Source organism: Nicoliella lavandulae (genome assembly GCF_037546185.1).
Taxonomy (GTDB): domain Bacteria; phylum Bacillota; class Bacilli; order Lactobacillales; family Lactobacillaceae; genus Nicoliella; species Nicoliella lavandulae.
The window spans coordinates 368,847-383,515 of record NZ_JAWMWH010000001.1; the positions used below are offsets into that span (position 1 = coordinate 368,847).

The 14,669-nt window shown below is 39.6% G+C and carries 16 protein-coding genes and 2 other annotated features; of the genes, 7 read left to right on the plus strand and 9 right to left on the minus strand.

Going from position 1 to position 14,669, the window contains the following annotated elements:
• Positions 1-218: 218 nt before the first annotated feature.
• The 3 genes from R4146_RS01665 to R4146_RS01675 all read left to right on the plus strand — a co-directional run bounded on the left by R4146_RS01665 (position 219) and on the right by R4146_RS01675 (position 3,756).
• Complete coding sequence (locus R4146_RS01665) at positions 219-1,568, plus strand: aspartate aminotransferase family protein (protein ID WP_373695347.1); 1,350 nt, start codon at positions 219-221, stop codon at positions 1,566-1,568.
• Between the two features lie 21 nt (positions 1,569-1,589).
• Positions 1,590-3,053, plus strand: coding sequence for an APC family permease (locus R4146_RS01670; RefSeq protein WP_373695328.1), 1,464 nt, complete (start codon positions 1,590-1,592; stop codon positions 3,051-3,053).
• A 130-nt stretch (positions 3,054-3,183) separates the two neighbouring features.
• Entirely contained in the window at positions 3,184-3,756 is a 573-nt protein-coding gene (locus R4146_RS01675) for an NADPH-dependent F420 reductase (protein ID WP_339959723.1), read from the plus strand.
• Positions 3,757-3,807: 51 nt separating this feature from the next.
• Here R4146_RS01675 and R4146_RS01680 read toward each other — a convergent pair whose 3' ends face one another.
• Complete coding sequence (locus R4146_RS01680; RefSeq protein ID WP_339959724.1) at positions 3,808-3,939, minus strand: hypothetical protein; 132 nt, start codon at positions 3,937-3,939, stop codon at positions 3,808-3,810.
• Positions 3,940-4,067: 128 nt separating this feature from the next.
• Here R4146_RS01680 and R4146_RS01685 point away from each other — a divergent pair, with 128 nt between their 5' ends.
• The 4 genes from R4146_RS01685 (at position 4,068) to R4146_RS01700 (ending at position 7,277) form a co-directional block, all read left to right on the plus strand.
• On the plus strand, positions 4,068-4,559 hold the full coding sequence (locus tag R4146_RS01685) for a GNAT family N-acetyltransferase (protein ID WP_339959725.1): 492 nt from the start codon (positions 4,068-4,070) through the stop codon (positions 4,557-4,559).
• A 142-nt stretch (positions 4,560-4,701) separates the two neighbouring features.
• Entirely contained in the window at positions 4,702-5,073 is a 372-nt protein-coding gene (locus R4146_RS01690) for a cupredoxin domain-containing protein (protein WP_339959726.1), read from the plus strand.
• 15 nt (positions 5,074-5,088) lie between these two features.
• On the plus strand, positions 5,089-5,361 hold the full coding sequence (locus R4146_RS01695) for a cupredoxin domain-containing protein (protein WP_339959727.1): 273 nt from the start codon (positions 5,089-5,091) through the stop codon (positions 5,359-5,361).
• Complete coding sequence (locus tag R4146_RS01700) at positions 5,361-7,277, plus strand: copper-translocating P-type ATPase (protein ID WP_339959728.1); 1,917 nt, start codon at positions 5,361-5,363, stop codon at positions 7,275-7,277. Before R4146_RS01695 ends, R4146_RS01700 begins: the two co-directional genes overlap by 1 nt.
• Before the next feature lie 54 nt (positions 7,278-7,331).
• Here R4146_RS01700 and R4146_RS01705 read toward each other — a convergent pair whose 3' ends face one another.
• The 8 genes from R4146_RS01705 to R4146_RS01740 form a co-directional block, all read right to left on the minus strand.
• Positions 7,332-7,538 (minus strand): hypothetical protein, encoded by a 207-nt coding sequence (locus tag R4146_RS01705; protein ID WP_339959729.1) that lies wholly within the window; start codon positions 7,536-7,538, stop codon positions 7,332-7,334.
• An 83-nt stretch (positions 7,539-7,621) separates the two neighbouring features.
• Complete coding sequence (locus R4146_RS01710) at positions 7,622-8,497, minus strand: NAD(P)-dependent oxidoreductase (protein ID WP_339959730.1); 876 nt, start codon at positions 8,495-8,497, stop codon at positions 7,622-7,624.
• Positions 8,498-8,779: 282 nt separating this feature from the next.
• Complete coding sequence (locus tag R4146_RS01715) at positions 8,780-9,253, minus strand: S-ribosylhomocysteine lyase (RefSeq protein WP_339959731.1); 474 nt, start codon at positions 9,251-9,253, stop codon at positions 8,780-8,782.
• Between the two features lie 49 nt (positions 9,254-9,302).
• Entirely contained in the window at positions 9,303-10,163 is an 861-nt protein-coding gene (locus R4146_RS01720) for a MetQ/NlpA family ABC transporter substrate-binding protein (RefSeq protein WP_339959732.1), read from the minus strand.
• Between the two features lie 13 nt (positions 10,164-10,176).
• Positions 10,177-10,848, minus strand: coding sequence for a methionine ABC transporter permease (locus R4146_RS01725; protein ID WP_339959733.1), 672 nt, complete (start codon positions 10,846-10,848; stop codon positions 10,177-10,179).
• Positions 10,838-11,881, minus strand: coding sequence for a methionine ABC transporter ATP-binding protein (locus R4146_RS01730; protein ID WP_339959734.1), 1,044 nt, complete (start codon positions 11,879-11,881; stop codon positions 10,838-10,840). Before R4146_RS01730 ends, R4146_RS01725 begins: the two co-directional genes overlap by 11 nt.
• Positions 11,882-11,939: 58 nt before the next feature.
• Positions 11,940-12,170, minus strand: a binding site (T-box leader).
• A gap of 1 nt (position 12,171) precedes the next feature.
• Positions 12,172-13,317, minus strand: coding sequence for a 5-methyltetrahydropteroyltriglutamate--homocysteine S-methyltransferase (locus R4146_RS01735; RefSeq protein WP_339959735.1), 1,146 nt, complete (start codon positions 13,315-13,317; stop codon positions 12,172-12,174).
• A gap of 56 nt (positions 13,318-13,373) precedes the next feature.
• Positions 13,374-13,604 (minus strand) — a binding site (T-box leader).
• 231 nt (positions 13,605-13,835) lie between these two features.
• A complete protein-coding gene (locus tag R4146_RS01740; protein WP_339959736.1) occupies positions 13,836-14,477 on the minus strand; it encodes an SAV1803-related protein in 642 nt (213 codons plus the stop codon).
• Between the last annotated feature and the right edge of the window lie 192 nt (positions 14,478-14,669).

Sequence of the window (14,669 nt, forward strand, 5' to 3'; positions counted from 1 at the left end):
CTATTAACTTCAACGCGAATATTAATAACATCTTATTATCTAACGTTGCGTTATTAATTAACTTAAATCACAATGTGGATAATCAGATGGCGTTTTAGTTGTCGAATAATCTCTGTCCACGTTCAAAAACTGAATGAGTGGACCATTTAAAACATAGCTTTACCATGGTCCTATGGGTATTCCATTAGGACCTTTTTATTTATCATTTTAGAGGAGTGATCAATGTGCCAGATTCAAATCAACAGCTACACGAGCAAGAACAAACATACTATGCGAAGGCATCTCGAATTAAGTATTTCGACATTGTCATCAAGTCTGGAAAGGGAGCCATTTTAACCGATGCAGATGGAAATCAGTATATCGACTTACTATCTAGTGCCTCGGCAACTAACACTGGTCATTCCCATCCTAAGGTTGTAAAGGCCATCCAAGATCAAGCAAGTAAGCTAATTCAATACACCCCTGCTTACTTTGCAAACGAACCAGAAGTAAAGTTAGCTAAGCAACTCGCTGAACTAGCCCCAATCGATGGCCCCGTTAAGGTTGCATGGGGTAATTCAGGATCAGATGCTAACGATGGAATTATTAAGTTTGCCAGAGCGTATACCGGTCGCCAATACATAGTTAGCTTTACCGGTGCTTACCATGGCTCAACATATGGATCAATTTCCACATCTGGCGTTAGTCTTAATATGACTCGCAAAATTGGGCCATTATTACCAGGCGTGGTCAAAGTTCCATTCCCAAGTCCATGGTATCGACATCCTGATGAAAGCGAAGACGAATTTATTGATCGGATGTTCGAAGCGTTTAAATTACCATTTGAAACCTACCTCCCTGCTGATGAAACTGCATTGATCGAAATCGAAGCTATTCAAGGTGATGGTGGATTTGCTAAGGCCCCTGCTCGTTATCTCCAACAAGTCTACGAATTCGCCCATGAACATGGCATTTTGTTCGCAGTGGATGAAGTTAACCAAGGAATGGGCCGGACTGGAAAAATGTGGTCAATTCAACACTTCCCAGATGTACATCCCGACTTAATTGCCGTAGGTAAATCCATTGCATCCGGATTACCATTAAGTGCCGTAATTGGACGTAAGGAAGTCATTGATGCCCTTAGTTCTCCTGGTAACGTATACACTACTGCTGGGAATCCTGTAACAACTGCTGCCGCCATTGCGACACTAGAAGTTATCAAGGATGAAAAACTAGTCGAACGGAGTCGTGACTTAGGCCAATATGCTGAAAAGTTCTTTAATCAATTGGCAGCCAAATTCGACTTCATTGGTGACGTTCGATTATACGGCTTAAACGGTGGAATTGATATCGTTGATCCAAATACTGGTAAGGGCGATAACGAATCTGCTACTAAGTTAATCTATCGCATCTTCGAACTAGGCGCCTTGATGATTACGGTCCGTGGTAACATTTTAAGATTTCAACCACCATTAGTGATCAAAAAAGAAGACTTAGATCGTGGATTATCTATTATCGAACAAGCCATGCAAGAGTTGAAAGATGGTACAATAAAGAGTCCGTCTGATCTCAATGAGATTGGTTGGTAAACATTAAAGGAGTTTTTGCTTATGTCAATTTGGAAAAGAATGAATGAAAAAGTCGATTTTCATTTCTATGCTCAGAAGGATAAGTCACTTGAAAAGACCCTAACGGTTAAGGATTTCTTAGCCCTTGGGTTAGGGACGATTCTTTCTACCTCAATTTTCACCCTTCCCGGAATTGTGGCCGCTAACTATACCGGTCCTTCCGTTGTAATTTCATTTATCGTTGCTGCAATCGTGGCTGGGTTAGTTGCTATGAACTATGCTGAAATGGCTTCTTCCCTCCCATTTGCCGGTTCTGCTTATTCTTGGATCAGCGTGGTCTTCGGTAAGTTCTGGGGCTGGATCGTCGGTTGGGCGTTGCTCGCCGAATACTTAATTGCGGTGGCCTTCGTTGCCGCTGGACTGTCATCAAACGTGCAAGGGTTAATTTCACCGTTCGGGCTTAAATTACCGAACTCACTAGCCTTTCCACTTGGAACTAATGGTGGAGTCGTTGATATCATTGCCGTAATCATCGTGGCAATCGTTACGTTTATTCTCTTCTTAGGGGATGACAAGAGTTCTAAGGTTGCGAACCTATTGGTTGCATTAAAGCTGATTGCCATCATCGTCTTCATCGTAGTTGGAGCAACTGCAATTAAAGCTCAAAACTACGTACCATTTATTCCTAAGCCGCACCTTAATGCTAATGGAACTACCTTTGGTGGTTGGGGCGGTATCTATGCCGGGGTTTCCACCATCTTCCTTTCCTACATTGGTTTTGATTCCATTGCTTCTAACTCTGCTGAAGCTAAGAATCCACAAAAGACCATGCCACGAGGAATTATCGGTTCCCTAATTATTGGAACTATCTTCTTCATCTTGGTATCACTAGTGCTTGTTGGAATGTTCAAGTACACTAACTACGCTAACAACGCTGAACCAGTTGGTTGGGCATTGAGACAACAAGGCCACGTGATTACCGCTACGGTGGTTCAAGCCATTGCCGTGCTAGGGATGTTCACTGCATTGATTGCAATGATGATGGCTGGTTCCCGTTTGATTTACTCATTTGGTCGTGACAAGATGCTACCAAAACAAGTTGGTAAACTAAACAAGAACCACCTTCCAAGTGTTGCCCTTTGGATCATTACCATCGTTGGAATTGTAATGGGTGGAATCTTCCCATTCACATTCTTGGCTCAACTAATTTCTTCCGGGACGCTAATTGCATTTATGTTCGTATCCCTTGCAATGTACCCACTTAGAAAACGAGAAGGTAAGGATCTTCCAATGGCGCCATTTAGAGCTCCATTCTACCCAGTTTTTCCAGCACTTGGATTCCTTGGTTCCCTCGCTATCTTCTGGGGACTTGATATCGAAGCCAAAACTTACTCTGTAGTTTGGTTCATCATCGGGGTTATCATCTACTTCGTTTATGGAATTAAGCACTCACATGCCCCAATTCCTGATGAAAAAGATGCTGAAACTGAACAAGAAGTTAAATAGTTTTCAAATTAAATCAGCTTAGCAATATTGCTAAGCTGATTTTTTAGTTGTAAGCCTAAATCTTTGTATTTATAAATTAAAATCGATATGATAGATTTAAATTAGTTATACACAGAAAGGTTTGTGAATTATGGATATTACAATCTTTGGTAAGGGTAACATGGGAACTGCAATTGGTAAGAATTTTGAAGCAGCTGGCAATCAAGTTGCTTACTACACTTCAAAGGATCACGTTGATTCATTCGGTGACCTCGTAATTTTAGCCGTTCCATATCCAGCTTTAGCAAGCATTGCTGATGAATATGGTGACTCATTAAAGGGTAAGGTCGTTGTTGATATTACCAACCCATTAGATTTCAATACATTTGATAGTTTAGTCGTTCCAGCCGATAGCTCTGCTGCTCAAGAACTACAAGCTAAATTACCAGATAGTAAGGTCTTAAAAGCATTCAATACTAACTTTGCGGCTACGTTAGAAAGTGGCAGCGTTGATGGCGTTACTAAGACAACCGTTATGGTTGCTGGTGACGATGATGATGCTAAGCAATCATTCAAATCCGCTTTAGCTGACAGCCAATTAGCAGTAATTGATGCTGGAAAGTTAAAACGTGCGCGTGAATTAGAAGCCTTTGGTTTCTTACAAATGACAACCGCCGCTAGCAAGCAAATCAACTGGACCGGTGGATTTGGTGTTATTAAATAAATCAATCAATTATAAAAGACTAGTTACCGTTCATGGTAGCTAGCCTTTTTACTATGCTTTAAATTGATTAATCATTTGAAGTAATTGATCGACTTGTTGATCAATATCCATTGCTCTTAATTCATCTGCATATTTAGGATTAGCTGCTCGCCATTTTGCTTGAAATGTTTTTAAATCATCCATATTAGTAAAGTCCTCCATTAAACCAATTCCATTTTTAGTATCATAATAACAAACGTTAGTTCATAATGCTTACATTAAGCAATGTTATAATACTAATGAATTTAAATTACCATATTAAGGAGTAAATCATGAATATTACATTCCAACATGCTACCAGTGCCGACTTAGACGCAATCATGCCGATTGAACAGGCTGGCTTTAACGCCGATGAAGCTTCTTCACGGAATACCATGTTAGACCGGATCAACAACTTAAGCGATACATTTATTGTTGCTAAGGCAGATGGTAAAGTTGTCGGCTTTATTGTTGGTGCCGCTTATAATAAACGGTATCTAGACGACCAGCTATATGAGAAGGCAACGCCCAATGATCCAGCTGATGCTTATCAAACCGTACTCAGTATCGCAGTCGCCCCTGATCAACAAGGACACGGCATTGCTAGTCAGTTATTAACTCATATCGAAACAATCGCGAAACGTGATCACAGAAAAGCAGTAACCCTCACTTGCCTACAACGGTTAATTCCATTTTATGAAAAAAATGGTTACGTAAACGAAGGTGAATCAGATTCCAGTCACGCTGGTGAAGTTTGGTACAACATGGTTAAACCATTAAATTAAAAACAGTGTTTCAACGAATTAAACGTTGGAACACTGTTTTTGTATAATCTAATTCATCCTCGTTGACAAATGTAAACAGTAGGTTTATGCTGTAGTTAATCAAGTTTACATATGTAAACACAACTTATTAAGGAGGTGCGAAATGATTAAAATAATTGTATTAATCATTGGGTTAGCCCTAATTGCATTCATTAGTTGGTGGTTCTTCGGCCACCACGTAGCGGATGCAGCAGATTCAAAGGTCGTTAATCATCATCAAAATGTCGATATCAACGTTAACGGTGGTTACTCCCCCGAAGTAGTGACACTAAAACGTGGGATTCCAGCGACTTTAAACTTCACTAGACAGGACGCATCCAGTTGTTTGGATCACGTGGTCTTCCCAGATTGGGGAATTAACCAAGCGCTTCCCAAGAATCAAACTGAATCAATTCAAATTGATACTGATAAACCTGGTACATACCAATGGGCATGTGGCATGGATATGTTCCATGGAAAAGTAATTATTAAATAAATGGAGGAATTCAATATGCAAAATGATAAACAAGTTGTAACTGTAACTGTCAATGGTGGGTATCAACCAAACGTGGTCACCTTTAAGCAAGGCCAACCCGCTGCCATCAAATTTATTCGGACTAGTGACCAGGGTTGCCTAGGCACGGTTCAATCTAATGATTTTAACTTTAAACGCGCCTTACCATTAAACGAAGCCGAAACAATGCCTGTTGATACCAGCAAAGCCGGTGAATATGGCTTTAGTTGTGGAATGGACATGGTGAAAGGAAGGATTGTGATTCAATAATGACGATTACGAAGCGTTTTTGGATTTCGTTAGTCCTATCATTGCCCATGCTAGTTCAAATGGTGATGATGCCATTAACGGGGTGGATGCTACCAAGTGGAGACTGGCTTTCGTTGATCTTAACCACCATCATCATGGCCATCTCGGCACGACCATTCTTGCAGAGTGCCTATGCTTCATTTAAAAAGCACCACTCTAACATGGACACGCTGGTGGCGGTCGGGACTGCTACTGCTTATTTCTTTAGTATCTACGCCATGTTCACTAAGCAAGCCGTGTTCTTTGAAACGGCGGCATTCGTGACCACGTTCATCCTATTGGGACAAGTCTTAGAAACTAATATGCGGCAAAATGCTTCCAACGCAATTGAGAAGCTATTAGATTTACAGGCCACCACTGCCGAAGTCTTACGCAATGGTCAATTCGTTGAGCTGCCAATTAACGAAGTTCAAGTCGGTGACTTACTGCGCGTTAAACCTGGTCAAAAAATTGCCGTGGACGGTGTGATCACCGATGGTGGGTCTTCCATTGACGAATCAATGGTGACCGGAGAAAGCATGCCCGTAACTAAAAAGGCGGGAGATGCCGTAATTGGGGCAACGATTAACCAAAACGGAACGTTAACCTACCGGGCTGAAAAGATTGGCAGCGATACTATGTTATCTAGAATCGTAGACCTAGTTAAAAAAGCTCAAAATAGCCATGCGCCCATTCAAAATTTAACCGACCGGGTTTCAGATATTTTTGTGCCAATCGTTATGATCGTATCCATTGCTACCTTTCTAGTGTGGTACGTTTTCTTGGGGGCTTCAATCGAGCAATCATTAATTTTTGCGGTAGCCGTCATGGTGATTGCATGTCCATGTGCATTAGGACTGGCTACCCCTACAGCCTTAATGGTCGGAACTGGCCGGGGCGCTAAGATGGGGATTTTAATTAAAAATGGTGAGGTCTTAGAAAAGGTAAACGAAGTTAAAACGGTGATGTTTGATAAAACCGGGACCATTACCGTGGGCCAACCCAAGGTTACCGATGTGGTTGGTAATCGTGACGAAGTCATTCGCTTAGCAGCATCACTTGAAGCGGCTTCAGAACATCCCCTCGCCATCGCAATCAATCAACTGGCTAAACAGGATCAACTAGCTTTAGCACCCGTCCAGGATTTTAAGGCCATTGAAGGCCAAGGCATCACCGGCGTGGTGGCTAAAAAACACATTGCAGTTGGTAATCAACGGATGTTTAACGAACATCAGGTTCCAAATGAACTAACGGCTCAAGCAACCCGCCTGCAAAACGAAGCTAAAACCGTTGTATATGTCGGCGTTGAACAACAGGTCATGGGCTTAATCGCCATCCAAGATGCGCCGAAGCCTACTTCCAAGGCAGCCATTGCAGCTCTTAAGCAGCGCGGGTTAAAAACCGTTATGCTCACTGGTGATAACCAACGAGTGGCCGATGCGATTGCTAGTCAGGTCGGTATCGACGATGTAATCGCCGAAGTCCTGCCTAGTGAAAAGGCCACCTACGTTAAGCAACTCCAAGCCAATGGCATGGTAGCATTTGTAGGAGACGGCATTAACGATGCGCCCGCATTGACCACCGCTGACGTGGGGATTGCTATGGGTGCCGGAACTGACATTGCAATTGAATCCGGTGGCATCGTCTTGATGCGCAATGACTTGCGGGATGTTGATCGAGCATTAAGTCTCAGTCGTAAGACGTTCAACCGCATTAAGTTGAATTTATTCTGGGCGTTTATCTATAACGTCATTGGCATTCCAATTGCAGCTGGTGTCTTTTATGGATTAGGCATCATCCTTAGTCCGGAAATTGCCGGAGCAGCAATGGCATTAAGTTCCATTTCAGTTGTTGCTAGCTCACTGTTGTTAAACAAAAGTAAATTAACGAATGCATAGCCAAATTAAAAAGCATCCCTAAGGTTAACCTTAGGGATGCTTTTGTGTTAATTATTATTGAATATTAAAGAAATGTACGATCAAAGCTGCCACAACGGCAACAATAACAATAATAACTAACAGGATGAGCGTGATTTTACGTTGCTTTGGCGACTCCTTACTAATGTCATCAGTGGTCTTGTCATTAATATTTTCTGGCTTCTTCTTGACCAGTTTATTATTAATATTAACAATGTCTTTTCTTTTGGAGATGTTAATCAACCCTCTTTAATGATTAATATTAGTTATCGTCGTGATTATAAATTAATTCAAGACCAATTTCAAATTGAAATCCATTCTACAAATTAATCCGTCTTCATATCACGATATAGTTTAACTAGTCCTTGGGTGCCGTCATTACCAAGCCCCATTTGGTCAACCATTTTTTCATAGAGTTCCTTAGCCTTTTCAGTTGCTGGTAATGGAATCGCCATCTTTTCTGATTCTTGTAATGCAATTCGTAAATCCTTTAGGAAGTGCTTAGCTGCAAACCCCGGCTTAAAGTCACCTGCTAAAATACGGGGGCCATAGTTATCAAGGCTCCAGTTGTCACCACTACCTTGCGAAACGGTTTTAACCAATGCTGATAAGTCCAATCCAGCTGCCTTCCCATATGCAAGCATCTCGGAAAGTCCCGTCATGGTCCCAGCAATCATAATTTGGTTCGCCATTTTAGTGTGTTGACCCTTGCCATGTCCACCAAACAAGTTCACGTTCGAACCCATTGCACTTAGGATTGGCTTCATTTGATCAAAGACGGCTTGTTCACCACCAACCATAATGGTAAGCGTTCCATTTTTAGCACCAACATCACCACCAGATACCGGAGCATCCAAGGTATTGATGCCCTTTGCATCAGCCGTTTGCGCAATTTTAGCCTCTAGACTAGGCTTACTGGTGGTCATTTCAATTAACGTTTGCCCAGCTTTAGCAGACTTAAATAATCCGTTATCGCCATAATAAGTTTCTTCAACGTCTTGTGGAAAGCCAACGATGGTTATCACCACGTCGACTACTTGGGCTAAGTCCCGTGGTGAATCTGCCCACTTAGCACCTGCGTCGATTACCGTTGCTGCATGTGCTTTGGTCCGGTTGTAAACCGTAACATCGTAGTTATTTTTAATTAAGTTAAGAATCATGCCCGTTCCCATAACGCCAGTTCCAATAAATCCAATTTTCATCAGTATCCCTCACTTATCATTAGTATTTATCTATATTATATGCAGGAATTAAAATGTAGTTCAATCAAACAGCTTAGCGCAATAAAAAAGATGAACCGGTATTTGGGAACCGGTTCATCTTTGCTTATTTATCATTTTTACATTTTTTATTTGTTGGCTTCTTACTTCTAAATACAAATCTAACTAGCGCTAGATATGCCACCCAGAAGCCAACGATTAAAATTGCGCGAAAAATGTAATTGTCGAATAGTGCCATATCTAATCACTCCTAAGTTAAATTAATTAAATCGTTTTCCGTACGTATGGGTCAGTACTGATCTTTTGATCTAAGATGGTGTTAGCCCATGCCTTAGCTGAGAACAATGAATGATCACGCCAGTTACCACATGTTTCCTTAGTGGTTCCTTGGACATCCTTCCATTCCACGTTGTTAGCAATTTCTTCCAATGAACTCTTAAGGGCCTTGGCCACTTCTTCAGTGGAATGAGAACCCCATGTGATTAAATGAAAACCAGTCCGACAACCGAATGGTGAACAATCAATTACACCTGATAATCGATCCCGAAGTAACCCTGCTAATAAATGTTCAATCGTGTGTAATCCAGCCGTTGGAATTGCTTCTTCATTTGGTTGAACCAATCTTAAATCAAAGTTTGAAATGGTATCACCATGTTCCCCATGTTCTTCAGTAATTAAACGAACGTATGGTGCCTTTACCTTTGTGTGATCGAGAGTGAAACTTTCTACTTTAGCCATAAATAATCAACCTTCCTGTGTTTTAAAATTTAAATGTTTGTTATTGTAATTAATAATTAAATGCTGGAACATCAACGCCTTGATACTCTTTCTTGATCAAGTCGTAAACTGCTTTAGAATTGTATGCCTTAACCACCTTCTTAAATGTAGGATTATTCTTTTCAGACTCACGGGTTACTAAAATGTTAATCCAAGGCTTGTTATATGGATCCTTCAGGTTTGGTGCAATTTGATAAATTGCATCCTTTTCTGGATTCATATGGTTAGCTTGTACAAAGTTAGCATTAGTAATTCCTGCTGCAAAGTTTGGTAATAGTTTCAAAATTGCTGCTGGATCAACTTCGATGATCTTCAAGTGCTTAGGATTGCTGGTAATATCCGTTAGTGTTGGTGAATAGCCCTTAGCTGGATTGGTCTTAATTAACCCCGCTTTTTCAAGAACTTTTAATGCGCGTCCAGCGTTGGTAGGATTATTTGGAATCGCAATCTTATCGCCATCCTTCAAGTCCTTCACACTCTTAATCTTCTTTGAGTAGATGTTTAATGGTTGGATGTAGGTTTGCCCAATTACCGCAAATTTATAGTGCTTTTGTTGTTCTTCTTGTTTTAAGAACGCGTAGTGTTGGAATGAGTTAATATCAATTTGGCCATTAGCCGTTGCTTGGTTCAATGCTTCACCATCACTGAAGACCTTGACCTTAGCGTTAATGTTTTCCTTAGCTAATTGCTTATTGATTTCCTTCCAGATTGGATCATCGGTTGCGCCAACGACCCCAACGTTAACGGTCTTAACGCTGCCGCTAGTAGCGGTTGATTTTTGATGCCCCGATAGGATAATGCCACCTAAGACAATGATTAACACCCCAACGATGCCCAGTGAGGTTAACTGTAAACGTTTCTTTTTATTCATTTTATTCCATCCCCTAATGACTTAATATTTCCGAAATTAACGTTCCTAAAATTTGAACGATCGTAACAATGATTAACAATACAATGATGCAGGCAAGCGTAACGTCAAATTGGTTTTGTTGATACCCATATTGAATGGCGAAGTTTCCTAATCCTCCACCACCGACAACGCCGACAATGGCGGTCAAGCCGACCAAACTGACAATCGTGGTTGTCGTCATTCTAGTTAAACCGGCAACACTTTCATGTAAATAAATAGCACGAATAATTTGTAGATTAGTTAGGCCGATTGCTTCACCAGTTTCAATCAAGCCATCGTCAGTATCATTTAGTGCTGATTCAACTTGACGGGCAAAGAATGGAGTAATCCCAATGACTAATGGGAAGATGGTTCCTTTAACTCCAATTGCAGTTCCTGAAATGGCAGTGGTCAGTGGAATCAACGCAACGATTAAAATAATGAATGGAATCGACCGGAATAGGTTAATTAACTTATCAACGATGTTCCAAACAACTCGGTTCGGTGCAATTCCATCTGGTTGCGTTACCACCAATAGAATGCCTAAGAATAAACTAATTACAAATGCGATAATCCCTGAAATTACCACCATCTCTAAAGTTTCAATAATGGACTGGGTAAACGCGGTCCAATTACTAGCTACATTTGGAAAATACTTACTTAGCATTTTCAATCACCTCTATGTCAACGTCTGTTTGTTGTTCTAAGTATGCTTGTGCGGCAGCAACCTTATCTGTTGTTCCTTCCAACACAATGATCAATCCACCTAAGAATTGTTTTTGAATCAACTTGATATCACCAATGATGATATTGGCATTAATGGAAAATTTACGTGAAATTTCAGAGATTAACGGGGTAACGGTTTCGCCATCTCGATAATTCAACTGAATCAAGCGTTGGCCGGTCTTTAAATGAATGCTGTTGATCAACTCACTTGAAATGTTCAAGTTCGAAGTCGTATTGATAAAGCGCTTCGTCAATTGATTTTGCGGGTTCGAAAAGACAGCATAAACATTTCCTTGTTCAACAATGCGTCCCTTATCTAAGACCGCAATATCATCACAAATCGATTCAATCACGTGCATTTCGTGGGTCACAATGATAATCGTAATTCCATAGTCGTGATTTAATTGTTTCAATAAATCTAGAATCGAATCGGTCGTTTCTGGATCCAATGCACTCGTCGCTTCGTCACAAAGGAGAACTTCTGGGTCATTAACCAACGCCCGCGCGATCGCCACCCGCTGCTTTTGACCACCGGATAGCGCTGCTGGATAGGCACTGCCCTTATCTGGGAGACCAACTAGTTCTAATAATTTGTTGACCTTATCCGTTACCGTTTGCTTATCTAGTCCCTTGTACTTGATAGGTAGGGCAATATTTTCAGCAATTGTCCGCCCCGGCATCAAGTTGAACTGTTGAAAAATCATGCTAACCTTACCCCGGAGTTGTAACAAGTCATGATGATTGAGTTGATTAACCGTTTCATCATTGAACGTTACCGTACCGCTGGTCGGTTTCTCTAATCCATTAATGCAACGAATCAATGTTGACTTCCCAGCACCACTGTAACCAATCACCCCAAAGATTTTGCCTTTGGGAATGGCTAAGTCAATATCCTTCAACACGTGGTTGACGCCCGTATCGGTATCAAATGATTTATTTACTTTGTTAAAATTAATCACGTTTGTTTCTGTCATTGTTTTATCCCACCTTTGATTGTTAGTACTAAAAAACGCTCCTAAGTCCAGTTATGAACTTAGGGGCGTCATTAATACGCGGTACCACCCTACTTAACAATCGTGATTGTTATCTTAGGCATCATTACGATGCGCGTCGACTAACGGTGACCAGCCGTAGTTAATTTATCATCAGACTCATTAACTAATTACTCCAGGACCATCTTCATCAAATCATTTGGGCTGCATCCCATCAACCACAGCTTTCTGAACCAAATGATATGATTACTCATCCCTTCAACGTAATCGAATTAGTTATTTACGGTCTGCCAAACTTGATCAGCAGTATCAATTACTAGTTTAATCTTCTTCCATTGTTGCTTTTCAGTTAAGTGATTTCCTTCTTCAGTTGAAGCAAATCCACATTGGGTACTTAATGATAAGTGATCCAATGGTACATATTGTGATGCTTCGTGAATCCGTTTGATTAGATTAGCGGAATCTTCCAATTCCGGTTTCTTACTGGTAACTAATCCAAGGACCACTTCCTTACCAGGAGTAACTTCCTTTAATGGTGCAAAGTCACCGGAACGTTGATCATCAAATTCTAGGTAGTAAGCATCAACGTTTTCTTCAGCGAATAACGTGTGGGCAACTGGTTGATAACCACCACTAGCGGCCCAAGTGGATGCATAGTTCCCACGGCAAACGTGAGTACTGATTCTAAGGTCATCTGGTAAGTCCTTGATGGCTTCGTTGTTGAAACGAACGTAGAGTTGTTGAAGTTTTTCAACATCTTCATAGTTATCAGTCATCGTCTTCCAGAAATCTTTATCAGCAAGCATGCCCCAAGTACAGTCATCTAACTTCACATCGCGACAACCAACTTCATAAAGTGCAATGATTAGGTCATGGTAAGCTTGGCCTAAATCATGAATCAATGCATCAGTGTCATCACCGTAAACTCGTTTCAATGCCGCCACGTTTTTAGGTCCGCGAACTAATTCGGCATAGCATTGAGCTGGTGATGGAATGCTTTGGCGAGCAACGATTGAATCATCGTCCTTTATCAATCCATAGAGGAACTTGTAGGCTAATAAGTCTGGATGGTTGGGATTAAATTTAATCTTGCCTTCAACTTGTGCTGAGTCATTTCTAGTTTCAAGATCATGGAAGATGTATCCATGTTCTTGTTTAGTGTGCCGAATCCCTTCAAATCCCCAGAAAGTATCAAGATGCCAGTAACTACGCCGAAATTCACCATCAGTGACAATCTTTAATCCAACTTCTTTTTCCTTGGCCACCAACTTAGTTATTTCTTCGTTTTCAACTTTAAGGAGTCGATTACGATCAATTTTGTGATCAGCAAAGTCTTTCCGTGCATCCTTTAATTCTTTTGGTCTTAAAAAGCTTCCTACAATATCATAATGTAATGGTTGTCCTTTAAATTCTGGCATATTAATAACTTCCCTTCAGTTTTAATTCAAATAAAAAAATCCGCTCCTAGTGTATAACTAGAAGCGGATTCCGCGGTACCATTCTATTTCGATAATTGCTTACACAATTATCCTCACTAACGTCTATCAACGTGTGCAGTGAATAATGGTTGCCACCCCATCGGCATTTAAATATCAATGCCGCCAAATTACAGGCCATCTTCACGACTATCGAATCGGTCTACTCACAGCAAACGTAGACTTTCTGAACCATCTTTAATCGTTACTCTCCTGATCATCTTGTTTATTTGAATTCGATTTGATTAATTGACTATATTCTATGAGCATTAACATTGAATGTCAACACTTTTCTAATTATTTTTTAATTTAATTTGTGATCAAGCATTAAAGATAACTCATTATATGGATATAAATGCTGATATAGAAGCATTAACAGGCAATCACACCTATGGATTATAATTAGTAATCTTTTTGACTTATAAGTTAATAATTAGAATAATATGAACTAAAAATTGTGACTAACCATTTTTTTGTTTTGGTTTAAGAAGATAATTAATTTGTTCAATTAATTTTATAGTCTGAGATGGAGATAAATCATATTTTTCTTTATGAATCTTTTCACATTCAGGTGGATCTTCACAAACAAGATACCATTTCATAACCATCCCAAATAATGAATTTACACCACTACTTTCAGTGTATTCATCATTATCGCTATATTTAATCAATACTTGATAGTATTTAAAATTTTTCTGATTATTAAAGAATTTTTTATAACAATCATCATTTTCATTACTTTTACTTGGAGCTGTGATTTCTTTGACTTCATATTTAAGTGGTTCTCGTTCAAGTGAATCATGGTTTTCAAAACTAAAGGTATTATTTTCATCAGCTATAATAAGCACATGTAATATCAAATGCTCTACTAAATCACAATTAACCATATAATCACTACTATCCCATTTTTTTAGCTCATTCTTGCTTACTCCATTAATCTTATTCTCTTTTCTTATTTTATTTTTATTAATATTTGGGACAATAAATTCCATAATATGATGTTTATAAAAGCCTATTTTTTCTTTTTTGCTTTTAGGCTTACCATTTTTATGTATAACCTTATAAACTGCTTCTTTGTATGAATTTGATTTAATAAGATTCATATAATAACTAAGCTCTTTTTTACTGGAGTCGATAATAATCACATCCTTTAATTTTATTATATTTTAACGTCATCCATTTAAGTGTAAACATCATTTTCTAACATATTAAACATAAATTTAATTATGCATTATATTATCATTAATTTTTAATTATACATCCTATTATAATCCAAAATACATAATCATCAATGA

Coding starts and splice junctions, on each gene's coding strand:
- R4146_RS01670 (WP_373695328.1), top strand. CDS start 1,590: ATGTCAATTTGGAAAAGAATGAATGAAAAAGTCGATTTTCATTTCTAT.
- R4146_RS01675 (WP_339959723.1), top strand. CDS start 3,184: ATGGATATTACAATCTTTGGTAAGGGTAACATGGGAACTGCAATTGGT.
- R4146_RS01680 (WP_339959724.1), bottom strand. CDS start 3,939: ATGGATGATTTAAAAACATTTCAAGCAAAATGGCGAGCAGCTAATCCT.
- R4146_RS01685 (WP_339959725.1), top strand. CDS start 4,068: ATGAATATTACATTCCAACATGCTACCAGTGCCGACTTAGACGCAATC.
- R4146_RS01690 (WP_339959726.1), top strand. CDS start 4,702: ATGATTAAAATAATTGTATTAATCATTGGGTTAGCCCTAATTGCATTC.
- R4146_RS01695 (WP_339959727.1), top strand. CDS start 5,089: ATGCAAAATGATAAACAAGTTGTAACTGTAACTGTCAATGGTGGGTAT.
- R4146_RS01700 (WP_339959728.1), top strand. CDS start 5,361: ATGACGATTACGAAGCGTTTTTGGATTTCGTTAGTCCTATCATTGCCC.
- R4146_RS01710 (WP_339959730.1), bottom strand. CDS start 8,497: ATGAAAATTGGATTTATTGGAACTGGCGTTATGGGAACGGGCATGATT.
- R4146_RS01715 (WP_339959731.1), bottom strand. CDS start 9,253: ATGGCTAAAGTAGAAAGTTTCACTCTCGATCACACAAAGGTAAAGGCA.
- R4146_RS01720 (WP_339959732.1), bottom strand. CDS start 10,163: ATGAATAAAAAGAAACGTTTACAGTTAACCTCACTGGGCATCGTTGGG.
- R4146_RS01725 (WP_339959733.1), bottom strand. CDS start 10,848: ATGCTAAGTAAGTATTTTCCAAATGTAGCTAGTAATTGGACCGCGTTT.
- R4146_RS01730 (WP_339959734.1), bottom strand. CDS start 11,881: ATGACAGAAACAAACGTGATTAATTTTAACAAAGTAAATAAATCATTT.
- R4146_RS01735 (WP_339959735.1), bottom strand. CDS start 13,317: ATGCCAGAATTTAAAGGACAACCATTACATTATGATATTGTAGGAAGC.
- R4146_RS01740 (WP_339959736.1), bottom strand. CDS start 14,477: ATGAATCTTATTAAATCAAATTCATACAAAGAAGCAGTTTATAAGGTT.